Annotated in this window: 17 protein-coding genes; 8 read left to right on the top strand and 9 right to left on the bottom strand. The window is 69.7% G+C overall.

The window, feature by feature from the left end; all coding sequences use genetic code 11:
• Positions 1-124: 124 nt before the first annotated feature.
• The 3 genes from VFJ21_10545 to VFJ21_10535 form a co-directional block, all read right to left on the bottom strand.
• On the bottom strand, positions 125-352 hold the full coding sequence (locus tag VFJ21_10545; GenBank protein HET7407558.1) for a hypothetical protein: 228 nt from the start codon (positions 350-352) through the stop codon (positions 125-127).
• A gap of 104 nt (positions 353-456) precedes the next feature.
• On the bottom strand, positions 457-1,719 hold the full coding sequence (locus VFJ21_10540; protein ID HET7407557.1) for an MFS transporter: 1,263 nt from the start codon (positions 1,717-1,719) through the stop codon (positions 457-459).
• Positions 1,720-1,813: 94 nt separating this feature from the next.
• Positions 1,814-2,044: a hypothetical protein gene (locus VFJ21_10535; GenBank protein ID HET7407556.1), complete on the bottom strand. Its 231-nt coding sequence runs from the start codon at positions 2,042-2,044 to the stop codon at positions 1,814-1,816.
• Between the two features lie 27 nt (positions 2,045-2,071).
• On the opposite strand from VFJ21_10535, the gene VFJ21_10530 reads away from it, so the two are divergent.
• Together VFJ21_10530 and VFJ21_10525 are read left to right on the top strand one after the other, a co-directional pair.
• Complete coding sequence (locus VFJ21_10530; GenBank protein HET7407555.1) at positions 2,072-3,574, top strand: catalase; 1,503 nt, start codon at positions 2,072-2,074, stop codon at positions 3,572-3,574.
• 5 nt (positions 3,575-3,579) lie between these two features.
• Entirely contained in the window at positions 3,580-4,056 is a 477-nt protein-coding gene (locus VFJ21_10525) for a phage tail protein (protein ID HET7407554.1), read from the top strand.
• Positions 4,057-4,123: 67 nt separating this feature from the next.
• Here the strand turns inward: VFJ21_10525 and VFJ21_10520 are convergent, their stop codons facing one another.
• A complete protein-coding gene (locus tag VFJ21_10520; GenBank protein ID HET7407553.1) occupies positions 4,124-4,798 on the bottom strand; it encodes an HAD family hydrolase in 675 nt (224 codons plus the stop codon).
• 6 nt (positions 4,799-4,804) lie between these two features.
• On the bottom strand, positions 4,805-5,824 hold the full coding sequence (gene gnd / locus VFJ21_10515; protein ID HET7407552.1) for a decarboxylating 6-phosphogluconate dehydrogenase: 1,020 nt from the start codon (positions 5,822-5,824) through the stop codon (positions 4,805-4,807).
• Between the two features lie 330 nt (positions 5,825-6,154).
• Between gnd and VFJ21_10510 the strand changes: the two genes are divergently transcribed.
• From VFJ21_10510 to VFJ21_10490, 5 genes are all read left to right on the top strand, one after another.
• Positions 6,155-9,790, top strand: a complete 3,636-nt coding sequence (locus VFJ21_10510; protein ID HET7407551.1) for a nitrate reductase subunit alpha — start codon at positions 6,155-6,157, stop codon at positions 9,788-9,790.
• Positions 9,791-9,821: 31 nt separating this feature from the next.
• Positions 9,822-11,450, top strand: a complete 1,629-nt coding sequence (gene narH, locus VFJ21_10505) for a nitrate reductase subunit beta (GenBank protein HET7407550.1) — start codon at positions 9,822-9,824, stop codon at positions 11,448-11,450.
• Positions 11,447-12,064 (top strand): nitrate reductase molybdenum cofactor assembly chaperone, encoded by a 618-nt coding sequence (gene narJ / locus VFJ21_10500; protein HET7407549.1) that lies wholly within the window; start codon positions 11,447-11,449, stop codon positions 12,062-12,064. Before narH ends, narJ begins: the two co-directional genes overlap by 4 nt.
• Complete coding sequence (gene narI / locus VFJ21_10495) at positions 12,061-12,804, top strand: respiratory nitrate reductase subunit gamma (protein HET7407548.1); 744 nt, start codon at positions 12,061-12,063, stop codon at positions 12,802-12,804. The genes narJ and narI overlap by 4 nt, the downstream gene beginning before the upstream one ends.
• 84 nt (positions 12,805-12,888) lie before the next feature.
• Entirely contained in the window at positions 12,889-13,569 is a 681-nt protein-coding gene (locus VFJ21_10490; protein HET7407547.1) for a DUF2249 domain-containing protein, read from the top strand.
• A gap of 6 nt (positions 13,570-13,575) precedes the next feature.
• Here the strand turns inward: VFJ21_10490 and VFJ21_10485 are convergent, their stop codons facing one another.
• The 3 genes from VFJ21_10485 to VFJ21_10475 form a co-directional block, all read right to left on the bottom strand.
• Positions 13,576-13,899 (bottom strand): hypothetical protein, encoded by a 324-nt coding sequence (locus VFJ21_10485; GenBank protein ID HET7407546.1) that lies wholly within the window; start codon positions 13,897-13,899, stop codon positions 13,576-13,578.
• Positions 13,900-13,915: 16 nt separating this feature from the next.
• Entirely contained in the window at positions 13,916-14,227 is a 312-nt protein-coding gene (locus tag VFJ21_10480; protein HET7407545.1) for a non-heme iron oxygenase ferredoxin subunit, read from the bottom strand.
• A 117-nt stretch (positions 14,228-14,344) separates the two neighbouring features.
• Positions 14,345-14,911, bottom strand: coding sequence for a TetR/AcrR family transcriptional regulator (locus tag VFJ21_10475; protein ID HET7407544.1), 567 nt, complete (start codon positions 14,909-14,911; stop codon positions 14,345-14,347).
• 114 nt (positions 14,912-15,025) lie between these two features.
• On the opposite strand from VFJ21_10475, the gene VFJ21_10470 reads away from it, so the two are divergent.
• The gene (locus tag VFJ21_10470; protein HET7407543.1) at positions 15,026-16,387 is read left to right on the top strand and encodes an oxygenase MpaB family protein; all 1,362 of its coding nucleotides are present in this window, start codon (positions 15,026-15,028) and stop codon (positions 16,385-16,387) included.
• Positions 16,388-16,403: 16 nt separating this feature from the next.
• Here VFJ21_10470 and VFJ21_10465 read toward each other — a convergent pair whose 3' ends face one another.
• On the bottom strand, positions 16,404-17,480 hold the full coding sequence (locus VFJ21_10465; protein ID HET7407542.1) for a ResA-like WAxxUGC motif-containing protein: 1,077 nt from the start codon (positions 17,478-17,480) through the stop codon (positions 16,404-16,406).
• Between the last annotated feature and the right edge of the window lie 149 nt (positions 17,481-17,629).

Here is a 17,629-nt window from a genome sequence, read left to right as displayed (position 1 = left end):
ATCGGCACATCAGCGCGCGAGATCATCATTCCTGGCACCGATGTGGCGGAACGTTACGTCACCGGCTTCCGAGCGCGTGCCGTATGAATGGTCAGCACACTGGCCCAGGCTGCGAGTTGACGTGTCAGTCGAAGCCGGGCTCAGGTTCGTCGCGGTCGTCGAGATTGGCCCCGACCTCGAGCGCTTCCCTGTCGTCCATGTCGAAGTCGTCAGTGACTTCCTCGTCGTCGCCGGCCTCCGCTTCGGTGTCGCGTAACGATGCGACACCGTCCTGGTCACGTTTGCGGTGCTGGGTTGCCTGCGTGCCTTCGGCGTCGTCGTCCGCGAGTTCGTACGAATCGATGCGGGCCATGCGTCGAGCATCGCACCCGAGCCTCGCGCGCGCCACCAGCGCGAGGATCAGCCCGCAGCGGAGCCGCGACCGTCGCCCCGGGCGCCGTGGAGGACAGGCCCGGTCTATCGCTGCAGTGATCGGTCGAGTCCGGGCCGGTCGCTGATGCCGAGGTGAATGATCAGTGCGGCGGCCACGAACGACGCCCCCATCACACCGAATGCGGCGCTGAACCCGGCCACGTCGATGAGCCAGCCGACGATCGCCGTCCACAGCGCACCGACTCCGTAGGCGATGGCGTAGAAGACGCCGAAGGCGGCGCGGGGCTCCGTGTCGGCGGTCATGTCGGCGAAGAGGGCTTGCAGCAGGGGTGATTCGGCGTAGGCCAGCACGCCGACCAAGAGCCCGGTCACGACGAGAGCGACCAGGTGGCGACCCACCGCGCCGAACGCGGCCACGGCCAGCGCGCCGCCGACATAGGTGACGATCAGGATCCGGCGACGGCCGAACCGGTCGGCCAGCATGCCACCCGCGACCGGGCCGGCGATGCTCGCGACCATGACGACCGTGAAGATGCCGCCGACACCGAGAGCCGACAGGTGCAGACCCGAGCGGAGGTACGCCGGGATGTAGGCGTTGAGCACGCCCAGCCCGCGGCCGCCGGCAGCGACGGTCCCCGCCGCCAGGACCGCGACCGCCTGGCGCTGCCGGAGGATGTGATGCAGTGCCGCGCGCATCGACGCCGCGGCCCCGTCGGGCCCGGACAGCGTGCGCGACCGTTCGTCGGGAAGTGCGGTCCAGACCAGCGCGGCACCGGCCACCAGCGCGCCGCCGACCGTGACCAGCGCCCAGCGCCAGCCGGCGGTGGCGATCACGGCCGAGGCGATCAGCGGCACCACGGCCGTGCCCGCGCTGCCCCCGGCCGTGTGCCAGCTGAGGGCCGTGGCACGCCGGCGGGGGAAACGCTCGGACAGGTAGGCGGAACCCACCGGATGTTGCGGCCAGCTGGCGACGGCGCCACTGATCCTCGCCGACCCGAAAACGGTGAAGGCTGGGCTGGCCGCGCCGAGGAAGGCCGCGCCTGCCATGCCGAGGTCCTGCAGGGTCAGGATCACCCGCACGCGGGCTCGCCGCACGAAGCCGGCGCTGGCCTGCAGGATGCCGCCGATGACCCCGGCGGCGGTGAGCCAGAGTCCGAGCACGGTGTACGAGATGTGAAAGTGAGCAACCACGAACGGGTAGGTCACGGCCAGGCCGGCGACGTAGAAGTGCTGGATGCCGTGGCAGAGCGACATCACCCAGATGGCACGCCTGTCCTCGGCGGAGCGAGCCAGGGGGCCCTGTTCGTTGCCCGGTGACTCGTCCACGCGAGTCTGCGGCCGGGTCACCCGCCGAACGCTACGACACGCGGAAAGCCGGATCTCACAAGGCGTGACGCCGCGACGAGCACCGCCACGAGTGCGGCAGCGGTCGTCCCCAGCCCTACCCCCGACCCTGCTGCCGCCAGGTGGCGGCGCAGATGACCACCAGTAGGAGCGCCCCGCCGAAGGCGACCACGACCGTTTCCCAGGCGGACAGCACATTCAGCGAACGCAGCCCGGCTGCCATCGGTTCCACCCGAGGGCACAGCCGCAGCACCGCGGTGGGGGCGTAGCTGTCGGCTTGCAGCCGGCCGGCCGGCTGGGGATGCTCAGCTCGTGTGGATCGGGACATTCCCTCACCGACGACCGGGAGGCAGCGATGGCGACGACGGACGGCCGGTCTGGTGGTGGCTCGTTCACGGCGGCGGGCGCACCGGCGCCGAGTGACCGCAATTCGTTGTCGGTCGGCGCCAACGGGCCGCTGCTGCTGCACGACGTGCACTTCCTCGAGCAGATGGCGCACTTCAACCGTGAAAAGGTGCCGGAGCGCCAACCGCACGCCAAGGGGGGTGGTGCCTACGGCGTGTTCGAGACGACCGAAGACGTGTCGTCGTACACGAGGGCGGCGTTGTTCCAGCCCGGCGCGCGCACTGACCTGCTGATCCGTTTCTCCACGGTGGCGGGGGAGATGGGCAGCCCCGACACGTGGCGCGACGTGCGCGGCTTCTCGCTGAAGTTCTACACGCCCGAGGGCAACTACGACCTGGTCGGCAACAACACCCCGGTGTTCTTCGTGCGTGACCCGATGAAGTTCCCGCACTTCATCCGCAGCCAGAAGCGGCTGCCCGACTCGGGGCTGCGCGACAACCACATGCAGTGGGACTTCTGGACGCTCAACCCCGAGTCCGCGCACCAGGTCACCTACCTCATGGGTGACCGCGGCCTGCCGCGCACGTGGCGGCACATGAACGGCTACGGCTCGCACACCTTCATGTGGGTCAACGTGTCGGGGGAGCGGTTCTGGGTGAAGTACCACTTCAAGACCGACCAGGGCTGGCAGACGTTCACCAACCACGAGGCCGCACTGATGGCCGGAACCGATGCCGACTTCCACCGCCGCGACCTGTTCGAGGCGATCGCCGGCGGCGACTTGCCGAGGTGGACGCTGTACGTGCAGGTGATGCCGTACGACGACGCGCGGTCCTACCGGTTCAACCCGTTCGACCTGACGAAGGTGTGGCCGCACGCCGACTACCCGCTCATCCGGGTCGGGACGATGACGCTCAACCGCAACCCGGGCAACTTCTTCGCCGACATCGAGCAGGCGGCGTTCTCGCCGGGCAACGTCGTCCCGGGGATCGGGCTGTCCCCCGACAAGATGCTGCTCGGCCGGGCCTTCGCCTACCACGACGCCCAGCGCAACCGCATCGGCACCAACTTCCACCAGCTGCCGGTCAACCGGCCGCGCAACGGGGCCACGAACACCTATCTCTTCGACGGGCAGATGGCCTTCGACAACTCGGGCAACCAGCCGGTCTATGCCCCCAACTCGCAGGGCCGCGCGTGGGCCGACGGCGGGGCCGCATTGGAAGAGTCATGGGCGGTCGACGGAGACATGGTGCGCAGCGCTTACGAGCTGCACGCGGACGACGACGACTTCGGCCAGCCGGGCGCTCTCGTCCGCGACGTGTTCGACGACCTCCAGCGCGACCGGCTCGTCGAGCAGGTGAGCGGCAGCCTGCTGGGCGGCGTGCACGGAGAGGCGCTGGAGCGCGCGTTCGGCTACTGGCAGAGCATCGACCCCGACATCGGCAAGCGGATCGAGGAAAAGGTGCGGCAGGGCGCCGCGCCCGAGCCGGTGCCCGGTATGGGCGAGGGCTGAGGGCAGTGACCGCCGACGGAACCGCCCACACGGTGGACTTCACGAACGTCTCGACCGTGGGCCTGGAGTCGTCGCCGTTCGCCGAAGCGTTGGCCGGCGTGCGCGCGAACGAGGCTCGCTACTTCAAGAACAAGTACGGCATCGATTTCACCGTGCGGCCCGCGAAGGACGCGGAAGACACCATCGAGTGGGTGCACCGGATCCTCGAGAAGGAGCGAGGCATCGTCATCTCGTCAGCGCCGCTGGAGGCGGCGGAGGTGGCGGTGGAGAACATCCGATGGCCGTACGTCTTCTACGCGAGCGGCTTGTCGGTGAACGTGCTGTACAGCCTGGCCGATGGGGGCAAGCGGGCGGTCGGGTTCAAGCTCTGCGAAGGGATGGAGATCCCGACCGAGCTCGCGTCGTTCAAGTTCGCGCGGCAGAAGTCGAAGCTGGCCGGCACGATCCGCGGCACGTACTTCGTCATCAAGGGTGAGTACTGACTGTCAGGCGCGCGGCAGCAGGCGAGCCGGCTCGACAGTGCCGGTAGATCACCGGCGCGATGCGCGGTTACAGCGGCAGCTCGTCCTCGAGCGAGGTGATGGCGAAGTCGGCACCGGCGTCGTGCAGCTGGTCGGCCGTGTAGTGGTGGCTGCCGACACCGACGCAGGCGACGCCGACGGCGTGCGCCGCCTCCACGTCGTGGGGCGTGTCACCGATCGCGAGACAGCGTGCACGGGTGATGTCCTGGCCGTAGACGAGGTTCGCGCGCTGCAGCGCGATCAGCGTGAGCTCGGGGCGGTCAGTGGAGTCGGACCCGTAGCCGCCGAAGGAGAAGAAGCGGTTGAGCTTGGCGCGGTGCAGCTTGATGTGCGCGGCGGCTTCGACGTTGCCGGTGACCAGGCCGAGCAGGTAACCCTGATCGATGAGCTGTGGCAGCAGCTGCTCGACGCCCGGCAGCACGCGGTAGTCCGTGGAGTCGGCGACCGTCTGGTGCAGGTAGTGCAGCCGCCGCTCCATCAGTTTGGTGAACTCGGCCCGCTCCGGTTGCCGCCCGAGCACTGCGGCGAACGTCTTGCGGCCGACATCGGGATCGGTCATGCCGACGTCGGTGAACTGCCCGATGTCGGCGGGAATGCCGTACAGCTCGTCGAATGCGAGCCGCCAGGAGGCCGCCCCCGCGCCGCCGGTGACGATGAGCGTGCCGTCGATGTCGAACAGCAGCACCAGGAAGTCGTGAGCCATGACCCGTCAGCCGGCGGGCTTCTCGGCGTGCCCGCCGAACTGCTTGCGCATCGCCGAGAGCGTCTGGTTGGCGAAGTGGTTCAGGTCACGGGAGGCGAACCGGGAGAACAGTGCCGTCGCCAGCGTCGGCGCGGGCACCCCTTCGTCGATCGCGGCCAGGGCAGTCCAGCGGCCCTCTCCGGAGTCGGACACCCGCCCGGAGAACTCCGCGAGGTCCGGCGACTCGTGCAGCGCGGTCGCGGTGAGGTCGAGCAGCCAGGACGCGATCACGCTGCCGCGCCGCCACACCTCCGCGATTGCCGGCAGGTCGAGCTCGTACTGGTAGTACTGCGGGTCGGACATCGGTGTGGTCTCGGCGTCGGCGGTCCGCTCGACCGTTCCGGCGTTGGCGTTGCGCAGGATGTTGAGCCCCTCTGCGTATGAGGCCATCAGCCCGTACTCGATCCCGTTGTGCACCATCTTCACGAAGTGACCGGCGCCGGCGGGGCCGCAGTGCAGGTAGCCCTGCTCGGCCGGCGACGGGTCGCCGGTGCGCCCCGGTGTGCGCGCAGCCGCATCCACGCCCGGCGCGATCGCGGCGAAGATCGGACCCAACCGCGCGACCGCACGCTCTGGGCCGCCGATCATCAGGCAGTAGCCCCGCTCGAGCCCCCACACGCCACCGCTGGTGCCGACGTCGAGGTAGTCGATCCCGCGGGTCGCCAGGTCGCGGGCCCGGGCGATGTCGTCGCGATAGTAGGAGTTGCCGCCATCGATGATCGCGTCGCCGGCGGCCATCCGGTCGGCGAGCTCCTGCACGGTTCGACCGGTGATGTCACCCGCGGGCACCATCACCCAGGCGGCGCGCGGCGCGTCGAGCATCGCGACGAAGTCGTCGAGCGAGCTCGCGCCGGTCGCGCCCTCGCGGACCAGCGTCTGGATCGCTTCGGCGCTCACGTCGTAGACGACGCACTCGTGACCTGCGCGCTGTAGCCGGCGGACCAAGTTGGCGCCCATCCGACCGAGGCCCACCATGCCGAGCTGCATCTGCTCTCCGTTCAGGTGTTGCCGGCGCAACTGCCGCCGGTGGGGGACCGCTGTTGCGGTGTCATGCGGGTCAATCCGAGCATCCCTATCGGTCAGCGAGATGTCTAGGCCAGCCCGTGGGTCCACCGGCGGGCGAGGTTCCCTGCGTCGTGGGCCCCACGAGCGCTGCCACCTCACGACGCGGTATAGGTGTGGCGGCGGGAGCCCGATAACGTCGGGTCACGGGGGTCGACGCACACCGGGACAAAGGTGGCCGAGGTGACCGAGACGACCGATCGATCAGAGCTGCTGGCGCCATTGCTGCCGGGTGGCGAGCCGGTGGAGGCGCTGCTGCGCCGGGCGCAGTTCTTCACGCCCGGCGTGCCGTCGCAGGACTACCGCGAGGTGCACCGCGTGGACGGGCGGGGTGCGGAGGAGTTCTACCGGGAGCGGTGGCGCCACGACAAGGAGGTCCGCTCCACCCACGGGGTCAACTGCACCGGTTCGTGCTCGTGGAAGGTCTACGTCAAGGACGGGATCATCACCTGGGAGACCCAGCAGACCGACTACCCGTCGGTGGGTCCCGACTCGCCGGAGTACGAGCCCCGGGGTTGCCCGCGCGGGGCGTCGTTCTCCTGGTACACCTACTCGCCGTCGCGGGTGCGTTACCCCTACGTACGCGGCCCGTTGCTGGAGATGTGGCGAGAGGCCCGCACCCGGCTCGGCGACCCGGTCGAGGCGTGGGCGGAGATCAGCGGCGACCCGGAGAAGGCGGCGGCGTACAAGCGCTTCCGGGGCAAGGGCGGGTTCGTCCGGTCCACCTGGCCGGAGGTGACCGAGCTGATCGCGGCTGCGCACGTGCACACGGTCAAGGAGTTCGGACCGGACCGGGTCGTCGGCTTCTCGCCGATCCCGGCCATGTCGCAGGTCTCCTACGCCGCCGGCACCCGCTTCCTGTCGATGATCGGCGGGACGATCCTGTCCTTCTACGACTGGTACGCCGACCTGCCGCCGGCCTCCCCGCAGGTCTTCGGTGACCAGACCGACGTGCCGGAGTCCGGCGACTGGTGGAACTCCTCCTACTTGATCATCTGGGGCACCAACCTGCCGATCACTCGCACCCCGGATGCGCACTTCATGACCGAGGCGCGTTACCGGGGGCAGAAGGTCGTCGTCGTCAGTCCCGACTTCTCCGACCACACGAAGTTCGCCGACGACTGGCTGCCCGCCGCACCCGGCACCGACGGCGCGCTGGCGATGGCGATGGGGCACGTGATCCTCAGCGAGTTCTTCCGTGACCGGCGGGTGCCCTACTTCGACGACTACGTGAAGCGCTACACCGACCTGCCGTTCCTGGTGACGTTGCGTGAGCGCGGTGACGGCTACGTGCCGGGGCACTTCCTCACCGCCGCCGACCTGGGAGAGACCGGTGAGGGAGCCGCGCACAAGCCGGTGCTGCTCGATGCAGCGACCGGCGAGCCGGTCGCACCGAACGGGTCGCTGGGTTTCCGGTTCGGCCCGGCCAACGAGGGTCGCTGGAACCTCGATCTCGGTGCGGTCGACCCGGCGCTGACCTTGCACGACCGCAGCGACGACGCCGTCGCAGTCGACTTGCCGCGCTTCGACATCGGGCCGACCGAGGGCGGCGAGTCCGTGCGGCGCGGTGTGCCGGTCCTGCGCATCGGCGGCCGGCTGGTGACCACGGTGTTCGACCTGCTGATGGCGCACTACGCGGTGCCGCGGGAAGGACTGCCCGGGCAGTGGCCGGCGTCGTACGACGACCCGCAGCCCTACACGCCCGCATGGCAGGAGGCGATCACGTCGGTGCCGGCGGCGGCGGCGATCCGGGTGGCCCGCGAGTTCGCGCGCAATGCCGAGCTGTCCCGCGGCCGGTCGATGATCGCCATGGGAGCGGGCAGCAACCACTGGTACCACTCCGACCAGATCTACCGCACGTTCTTCACCTTGCTGATGCTGTGCGGCACGCAGGGCGTCAACGGCGGCGGCTGGGCGCACTACGTGGGGCAAGAGAAGGTCCGGCCGCTGACGGGGTGGGCGACGACGGCGTTCGGCCTCGACTGGCAGCGCCCCACGCGGCACATGACCGGCACGTCGTTCTTCTACCTGCACAGCGACCAGTGGCGCTACGAGAGCTTCGGCGCCGGCGAGCTGGCCAGCCCGCTCGGGCAGGGGCTTCTGCACGGGCGCACCTTCGCCGACTGCCTGGCGCAGGCGTCCCGCCTCGGGTGGACGCCGTCACACCCGGCGTTCGACCGCAACCCGCTGGACCTCGCCGACGAGGCGGCACGCGCCGGCAAGCCCGTCGCCGACCACGTCGTCGAGGAGCTCAAGGCCGGCCGGCTGCACTTCGCCGGCGAGGACCCGGACAACCCGGCGAACTTCCCGCGGGTGCTGACCGTGTGGCGGGCCAACCTGCTGGGTTCCTCGGGCAAGGGCATGGAGTACTTCATGCGCCACCTCGTCGGGGTCGAGGACGCGGTGCGCGCCGAGGAGTCGCCTCCGGACCTTCGCCCCGTCGAGGTCACCTGGCGGGAGGAGGCGCCGCGCGGCAAGCTCGATCTGATCACCGCGATCGACTTCCGGATGACGAGCACGTGCACCTACGCCGACGTCGTACTGCCCGCGGCGACGTGGTACGAGAAGCACGACATCTCCACCACCGACATGCACCCGTTCGTGCACTCGTTCAACCCGGCCATTGCGCCGCCGTGGGAGACCCGCACCGACTTCGACGCGTTCCGGCTCATCGGCGAGGAGTTCTCGCGGCTCGCCGCCACCCACCTGGGCACGCGCACCGACGTCGTCGCCGCGCCGCTCGCACACGACAGCCCGGACGAGATGGCGCAGCCCGGTGGGCAGGTGCGCGACTGGAAGGCGGGAGAGGGTGAGCCGGTCCCTGGGCAGACGATGCCGAAGCTGGTCACCATCGAGCGCGACTACACCGCGGTGGCCGCGAAGATGGCGGCGCTGGGACCGTTGGTCGACACGTTGGGCACCACCACGAAGGGCCTGACCTGGGTGCCGTCCGGCGCGGTCGACTACCTGCGGCGTGCCAACGGTGTCGTCAGGGGCGGTGTCGGCGACGGGCGCCCGTCGCTGCGCAGGGACGTGCACCTGGCCGAGGCGATCCTCGCGCTGTCCGGCACCACCAACGGCAAGGTTGCGCTGCAGGCCTGGGCCGCACTCGAGAAGCAGACCGGCCAATCCCTGGCCGACCTCGCGGAGGAGCGGGCGGGCGAGCACATCAACTTCAGCGACATCCAGGTGCAACCCCGAGCCGTCATCACCTCACCCGAGTGGTCGGGCAGTGAGACCGGCGGGCGGCGTTACTCCCCGTTCGTCGTCAACGTCGAACGCAACAAGCCGTGGCACACGCTGACCGGCCGCATGCACTTCTTCCTCGACCACGACTGGATCGCGGAGTACGGCGAGTGGCTGCCGACCTTCCGTCCGCCGCTGAACTACGTCCGCCACTTCGGCGAGCAGGGCCTCGAGGAGGCAGGCCGGCCGGAGATCACCGTGCGCTACCTCACCCCGCACTCGAAGTGGTCCATCCACTCGGAGTACCAGGACAACCTGCACATGCTGCGGCTGTTCCGCGGCGGTCCGGTGATCTGGATGAGCCCGGAGGACGCGGCGAAGATCGACGTGCGCGACAACGACTGGATCGAGGCCTACAACCGCAACGGGGTCGTCGCCTGCCGTGCGGTCGTGACGCACCGGATGCCGCCCGGCACCGTCTTCATGTACCACGCGAAGGACCGCCACCTGATGACTCCGCGCTCCGAGGTCTCCGGGTGGCACGGGGGGTCCGACAACTCCCTCACCCGCCTGGTCATCAAGCCCACCCACATGATCGGCGGCTACGGGCAGTTCACCTACGCCTTCAACTACTACGGCCCGACCGGCAACCAACGCGACGAGATCACCGTCATCCGCCGCCGCTCCCAGGAGGTGCAGTTCTGATGCAGCGCAACGGAGTCTGCGGGGTGCGCCGATGAGAGTGATGGCGCAGATGGCAATGGTGATGAACCTCGACAAGTGCATCGGTTGCCACACCTGCTCGGTCACCTGCAAGCAGGTCTGGACCAACCGGCCGGGCACCGAGTACGTCTACTTCAACAACGTCGAGACCAAGCCCGGCATCGGCTACCCCAAGCGCTACGAGGACCAGGAGCAGTGGCACGGCGGCTGGGCGCTGGACCGCAAGGGCCGCCTGCAGCTGCGGGCGGGCGGGCGGCTGCGCAAGCTGCTGTCGATCTTCTACAACCCCGACCTGCCGTCGATCGACGAGTACGGCGACCCGTGGACCTACGACTACCAGACCCTCATCGAGGCGCCGCTCGGCACCCAGAACCCCAGCGCGCACTCGATCTCGGCGCTGACCGGCCGGCAGATGAAGGTCAGCTGGGGCAGCAACTTCGACGACGACCTGGCCGGCTCGCCGGACTACGCCGCCAACGACCCCAACCTCGCCGGGCTCGAGGAACGGGTGCGGATGGAGTTCGAGCAGGTCTTCATGTTCTACCTGCCCCGCATCTGCGAGCACTGCCTGAACCCGTCGTGCGTCGCCTCCTGCCCCTCCGGCGCGATGTACAAGCGCGAGGAGGACGGCATCGTCCTGGTCGACCAGGACCGCTGCCGCGGCTGGCGGTTCTGCGTGTCCGGCTGCCCCTACAAGAAGGTCTACTTCAACCACCGCACCGGCAAGGCCGAGAAGTGCACGCTGTGCTACCCGCGGATCGAGGCCGGGCAGCCGACGGTCTGCTCGGAGACCTGCGTCGGCCGGCTGCGCTACCTCGGACTGGTCCTGTACGACGCCGACCGGGTGCTCGGCGCCGCAGCCACCACCGACGTGCAGGACCTCTACGAAGCACAGCTGTCGGTGTTCCTCGACCCCGAGGACCCCGAGGTGCAGGCCGAGGCCGCGCGGCAGGGCATGCCGGCCGACTGGATCGACGCCGCGCGACGCTCACCCGTCTACGCCCTGGCTGCCAAGCACCGTGTCGCGTTGCCGCTGCACCCGGAGTACCGCACCCTGCCGATGGTCTGGTACATCCCGCCGCTGTCACCGGTCGCCGACATCGTGCACGCCGAGGGCTACGACGACGCGGATCCCGACCGGGTCTTCGCGACGATCGACGCGCTGCGCGTCCCGATCGACTACCTCGCCAACCTGTTCACCGCCGGACGCGCCGAGACCGTGCGGACGGTGCTGCGCAAGCTCGCCGCGGTCCGGACGATCCAGCGCGCCGGTCAGCTGGGGTTGGAGGCCGACGATGGTCTACCGGAGTCGGTGGGCTCCACCGTCGACGACCTCGACGACCTCTACCGGCTGCTGGCGATCGCGAAGTACGACGACCGCTACGTCATCCCGAAGGCGCACGCCGAGGACGCCGGCCGGCTGATGGCCCAGCACGAGCAGCTGTTCTGCAGCCTCGACACCGACGGCGGCCCCGGGATGGGCGGGCACGGCATCCGCAGCTTCCACCCGGCGACCGCACCGGACGAGGTGGCGACGACGCAGACGTTCCGCGCCGCCGACGGGCGGGTGCACTTCAACCTGCTCGGCTGGAACGGTGAAGGCGCCGCGCCGAACCTCTTCCCCGAGGGCGGTGCGTCGTGACGGTCAGCCCGTTCAAGCTCGCCTCGGTCCTGCTGCAGTACCCGACCGTCAGGCTGTTCGACGGCCTCGACCACCTCGAGGCCTCGGCGGCGCAGACCGCACCGCGGGCCGGCCGTGACGCGTTCGGCCGGTTCCTCGACTGGCTGCGCGTCACCAGCCCGACGGAGGTTGCGCAGCACTACGTCGAGACCTTCGACCTGCGTCGCCGCTGCGCGCTGTACCTGACCTACTACCGCTACGGCGACACCCGCAAGCGCGGCATGTCGATGCTCGCATTCAAGACGGCCTACCGCGCGGCGGGGTTCACCCCGACCGACGACGAGCTCCCCGACTACCTGCCGATGGTGCTCGACTTCGCGTCGCTCAGCCCGCGTGGTGAGTCGATGCTGCGCGCGCACCGCGCCGACCTCGAGCTGCTGCGCAGGGCGCTGCACGAGGCGGAGACGCCGTACGCCGATGTGGTCGAGGCCGTCTGCACGCAGCTGCCCCGGCTGCGACGCCGCGACCTGACCATCGTCGGTCAGGCCTGGGACGCCGGGCCGCCGCAGGAGGAGGTGGGGCTCGAACCGTTCGCCCCACCCGACTACATGGCCGGGGCGGGGATGCGTCCATGAGCGGCTGGGACCTGTGGTGGTGGGTGATCCTGCCCTACGCCGCGATGATCGTGTTCGTCGTCGGCCACGTCTGGCGCTGGCGCTACGACCAGTTCGGCTGGACCAGCCGTTCGACCGAGCTCCAGGAGAAGCGCCTGCTGAAGTGGGGCGCTCCGCTGTTCCACTACGCGACCTTCGCCGCCATCGGAGGCCACGTGATCGGCATCCTGATCCCCAAGGCGGTCACCGAGTGGCTCGGCATCCCCGAGCACGTCTACACCACGTTCTCCGGTATCGCCGGCTCGATCGCGGCGGTGGGTGTCCTGATCGGCGGGGGCATCCTGCTGCTCCGTCGTACCGGCGTGCCGCGGGTGCGGGCAACGACCACTGCGGTCGACTACCTCGCGCTGATCCTGCTCGGCATCATCGTCGGTCTCGGTATCTACCTGACTCTCGGCGTGCAGGAGATCGGCAGCGGCTACGACTACCGCAACAGCGTGTCGGTGTGGTTCCGGGGCCTGTTCGCCGGCGATCCGCACGTCCACCTGATCTCCAACGCGCCGATCATGTACCAGGTCCACGCCACCGCCGCCTGGGTGATCTTCGCGGTGTGGCCGTTCAGCCGGCTCGTACACGCATGGAGCTATCCGCTCTGGTACTTGTGGCGCCCCTACATCGTCTACCGGCGGCGGCGAGCGGTCCATCCGCCCGAGCCCGGCACCGGTGGCCGCAGGTGGCGCAAGATCGGCGTCCCGTACTGAGATGACCCGAGCGGAACCCAGCCCGTTGCGATGATGGCGGTGGTCCTGTAAAACTGAGATAGATGAGTTCTAAGGAGGAGCGCGATGCGCATCTCGATGACCGCCGCGCCCGCCGCTCCGATCCTCGACGAACACAGCGTCCTGCTCTGGCAGACCTGCGCCTACGCCGACGACCTGACCGACGCCGCCCGCTCGATGCAACCGCTCGGCGACGCCTACGACGCGATGCTCGAGTTCCTGCACTACCGGCTGCTGCCCTACCTGACCGAGGAGGAGCGGCGGCTGCCGGAGACGCGGCTCCGCGACGAGCGCATGCGCGGGCTGCTGCTGGCCGATCATGAGCGGCTACGTGACGACGTCGGCAACCTCGAGGGCAGCCACACCCGCCGCCGGCTCGCCCTCACCGCCGACGCCCTCGTCGACCGGCTCGACCGGCACGTCGGCCGGGAGGAGACCTGGGTCGCCGACCACGGCCCGGAGCCGGCGACCGAAGTCGACCAGCAGGGCTGGGCGCTGCCGTTGCTGTTCGCCGGCGACATCGATCTCGATGCGCTGCCGGCCCGGCACCGTGAGCGGATGGTGCTGCAACGGCTCACCTGGATGCGTCCCGGCGAGGTTGTTCGCCTGCAGGCGCGCGGCGACCTGCACCCGCTGTGGAGGCGGCAGAACTCCCGCTCCCCGGACTCGCACGTCTGGGTCTACGAGCTCGAAGGGCCCGGCATGTGGCGCGCCCGGGTCACCCGTCGCAGCAACTCGGGCGACTGACGCTGCTCAGTGGGGCCCTTGCTCCGAGCCCGGGTCGCCGAGGTTTCCGAGGAACACCGTGTCGGTGATCGCACGTACCGCACGGTTGGCACCGGTCGGCACGATGACGATGCCTCCGGCCGCGACGGGGACCTCGACGTCTCCGACGACCATGACCGCTTCCCCGTTGAGAAACGTGAACGATGCCGCGGGTCCCGGGTGGACCGGTAGCTGCTGTCCGGCCCGCAGTCCCACGAGCACGACCTTGAGCTCCGCCGACTCGTGCAGCACGGTCACGCCCGGACCGTGGTCGTCGAACCGGACCGCCGACCGCCACTCGGATACGGGCATGGGTTCCTCCCTCGTCTCAGGCGCCCACGTCGACCTGCACGGTCCCGCCATTCACGCGGGTGGCGTAGGTCGCCACCGGCTTGACGGCCGGTGGGTTGAGTACGGCACCGGTGCGCAGATCGAACCGGGAGCCGTGCCGCCAGCACTCGATCGTGCCGTCCTCGACGTCGCCCTCCGACAGGGGCACCGCCTCGTGGGTGCACTCGTCGTGTACGGCGAAGACCTCGTGCGCCAGCCGGACCAGGCAGACGGCCACGCCGTCGACGACCACGCCCGCCGGCAGCTCGTCGGCCAGATCGGCCAAAGGACAGGCGTCCGCCCAGCTCATGGTCGTTGCCGAGCAGCTGACTGCAGCCTCACGAGGCGACCTTCTCACGACGTCTCCAGGCCAACACGTCCGGACAGGCAGCCGGCCGGCCGTGCCCGCTCTACGGCGTACCCATGGCTAGTCCTGCACCGTGAGAGTGCGCAGATGCCTGACCACGGATCGCAGGCGTTCGTTGGTTGCCTCGGGATCGGTGAGCCGCAGGTAGAGCAGCTCTCGGCCGGTGGCGAAGATGATCCGAGCGGTGTAGTCGGGGTCCGGGAGCTCGGGGAAGAGCCGGAGCAGCTGCTGGGTGAGGTAGAGACGCACGCCGTCCTGTGACACGGCGACACGTTGGTGCAGCTCCGGCGGCGCACCCTCGGGTGGGACCAGGAACAGCCGCCAGGTCGCCGGATGGGTGTCGATCGCCCGCAGGGCACCGTCGAAGGCGTGCAGGAACGGGTCGGAGTCGGCTTCCTCGTCCGGCTCGGCGATCGCCTCGGTGAACTGCTTTGCGGCCCGCTCTGCCTCCCGGTCGATCAGCGCGACGAACAAGCCGCCGAGGTCACCGAACTGCTGGTAGAGCACCGGCCGGGTGACGCCGGCCGCCTCGGCGATCCGGGCAGGGGTCGCCGCGTGAAAGCCCTCGGCGTCGACGATCTCGTGGGTCACGTCCAGGATCTGCTCGCGACGCTCTTCCGCCTTCATCCGCGTGCGCGGCGTTGCGGTTGCAGCCACGTTGACAGCGTAACTTACGATCTGACAGTATCAACTTACACAGTGAAATTTGACCGGTCGAACCGTGCCCGAGCAGAGGTGTCGATGACGCTCCACTACCCAGAGCTGGCCGCGCGCGTCCGCAGCCAGGCGGTGCTGCAGCCAGAGCTGTACGGCGACATCGACTTCGGTCGGTTGCCCTACCGGCACACGGCGGACCCCGAGGAGACCGCGGCGCTGCCGTCATGGGTCGCCGACCGGGAGCAGATCCTCGGCAACGAGCGAATCGTCGAGCTGGTGGCGACCGCGACGATGCTCGGCGACGTGGTCGCCGACCCCTACGCCTCGCTCGTCGGGCGCTACGGCGTGCCCGGGTTGATCGGCATGCTGCGGCAGGCGTGCCGTGAAGGGGTCGACTCCGTGCCGGATGCGCCCGACGAGCTGCGGGCGTTCATCGCGTCGATGGAGGCGACCCCGGACTGGGTTGACATGCGCCTGGTCGAGGAGGGTGCTCGGCAGGCCCGGATCCCGTCGGCGTTCGTGGCGCCCTTCGTGATTCGCGGCGTGTTCCTCGGGACGTTCATCAACAGCTACGCCGCGCTTCCGATGGCGCTTACCGGGGCGCTGTCCGGCACGCGCGCGGCGCACCGGGTCAACGAGACGTCGAGCTTCTTCGCGGTGACCACGATGCCCGGCGCGCTGGAGCGCCACGGGCCGGGCTTCGAGGCGGCGGCGATGGTCCGCCTCATGCACTCGATGGTGCGGTTCAACGCGCTGAAGCGCTCCGACAAGTGGGACGCGGGGATCTACGGCGTACCCGTCCCGCAGGTCGACCAGATGCCGGCCGGGCTGATCAACATGTACATGCTCGCGGCCGCAGTCCTGCGCCGAGGCGGCACGGAGTTCAACGCAGACGAGCGCGCCGTGCTCGAGTTCAGCCGCTACCGGTGCTTCCTGCTCGGCCTGCCCAAGGACCTCCTCCCCACCGACCCGCAGGAGATCGTCGACGTCTTCCACGCGCGCGGCGCGTTGCTGCGGGACGGGTTCGACGATGCGACCTGCGGTGCGCTCGTCCGGTCGACCATGGCCGCCTACGTCCGGCCGGGACACACGCCGTACGACCGCGCGGTCGAGTTCATCGAGAAGTGCTGGAGCAAGGTCGGGTTCGTCCGCGCCTTCTGCAACGGCAACCGGGCAGCGGCAGCCGGGATGGGTGTGCGGCTGCGGCTGCTCGATGTCGCGGTCGTCGGTGTCACGGCGCCGTTCATCCTTGGTCGCAACGCGGCAGTCATCGCCGCCAGCAAGCTGCCCGGACTACGAGGCGTGTGCGACGCCTACGCGATCCGCGTCTTGAAGAAGCGGCTCGTGACCTATGGCACGCCGGAGTTCACCACTGACGCGAGCAAGTATCCGGTCGGCCACAGCAGTGACGGCAGCGGCCGCCCCCTGTCGTCGGCCCGCGGCTAGCGCCTGACGGGCGCGGTCAGTCGTCCAGCACGTCGTAGTAGTTCTCCGCACCGATGGCGCGGACGTCGTCGAGCCAGTTGCCCGGGTAGACGTCCGTCGGTCCTTGGACGAGGTCCGACGGCTCGCCGGGGGCCGTGGTGGCGAGGGTCCAGGCCTGCCGCTTGTAGGTCCAGTTCGCCGGGTGCAGCTCGTGTGCGCGTCGAAACCACCGCACCGCTGCGTCCGTGTCGCCGGCTCGCCACAGGTGCTGGCCGATCTCGAAGCACGCTGCCGCCTCGGCGTGCTCGCGCGGTTGGGGGCGTGCGGCCGCCACCACCTCGTCCGGTGACATGGCATACCGGCTGTCGGCGCCGCGGGACACCCAGTCGCGCAGCGCGCGCAGGTACCCATCCGGATCGGTTCGGATCTTCTTGACCTCGGTCAGCATCTCGCCGAGCCGGCCCAGCCCCTCGGGGACGTCCATGTCCCGCAGCGGCGACCGTTGCACGTGCGCGGCGTGGGCGGGTCGCACGATCGTCCCGGCCTCGTCGATCCACACGGCGTTGGGCACGTTGACGAAGCCGAACTTCTCGTCGGTGTTGTGCGCCTGGTCGATCAGCGACGGGTGCTGTGGTCGCGCCTTCTCGATCCACGGGCGCGCGGCCTCGGGGCCGCCCAGGTCGAGGGCGACCGTGACCACCTCGGCGCCCTGCGGGTAGATCTCCTCGCGCACTGCCTGCCACCCGGGCAGGTCGTCACGGCAGCCTCACCAGGACGCCCAGGCCAGCAGCAGCACCTTGCGGCCCCGCAACGATGACAGGGTGAACGGCCGCCCATCGAGGTCGGGCAGCGTCAGCTCTGCAGCGGTAGCCGTCGCAAGCGCTCTACCGCCCACCGTGGCCGGCCCGAGTGCCCAGAGCTCATGCTCGGCGTCGTGCACAAGGGGCATCCCCAGGCGCTCCGCGACCACGGTTACGTCGATCGCGCCGCCCGCGACCCTTGCCTCGACCGGCAACGGCACACACACGTCGCCTCGGCAGGCGCCCTGCGGCTCCACGGACCATCCGGTCGCCGAGAACGAGCCGGGATCGACCGACAGTGAGTCAAGCAGCACCGCGCCATCCTGCCAGGTCGATACGGTTTCCGGTGCGGGATTGACGGTAGCGTTCCCGGCCGAGAGGTCCGGGCCGCTGGATCGTCGCGCAGGCGGTTCACTCCACCGTCGAGCCGAAGTGGTCGCATCGAGCAGGTGGCAGCCCAGGT

This window comes from Mycobacteriales bacterium (assembly GCA_035690485.1).
Classification (GTDB): domain Bacteria; phylum Actinomycetota; class Actinomycetes; order JAFAQI01; family DASSKL01; genus DASSKL01.
The sequence above is the reverse complement of the archived record's forward strand: the minus strand, read 5'-3'. Positions and strand labels throughout refer to the sequence as shown.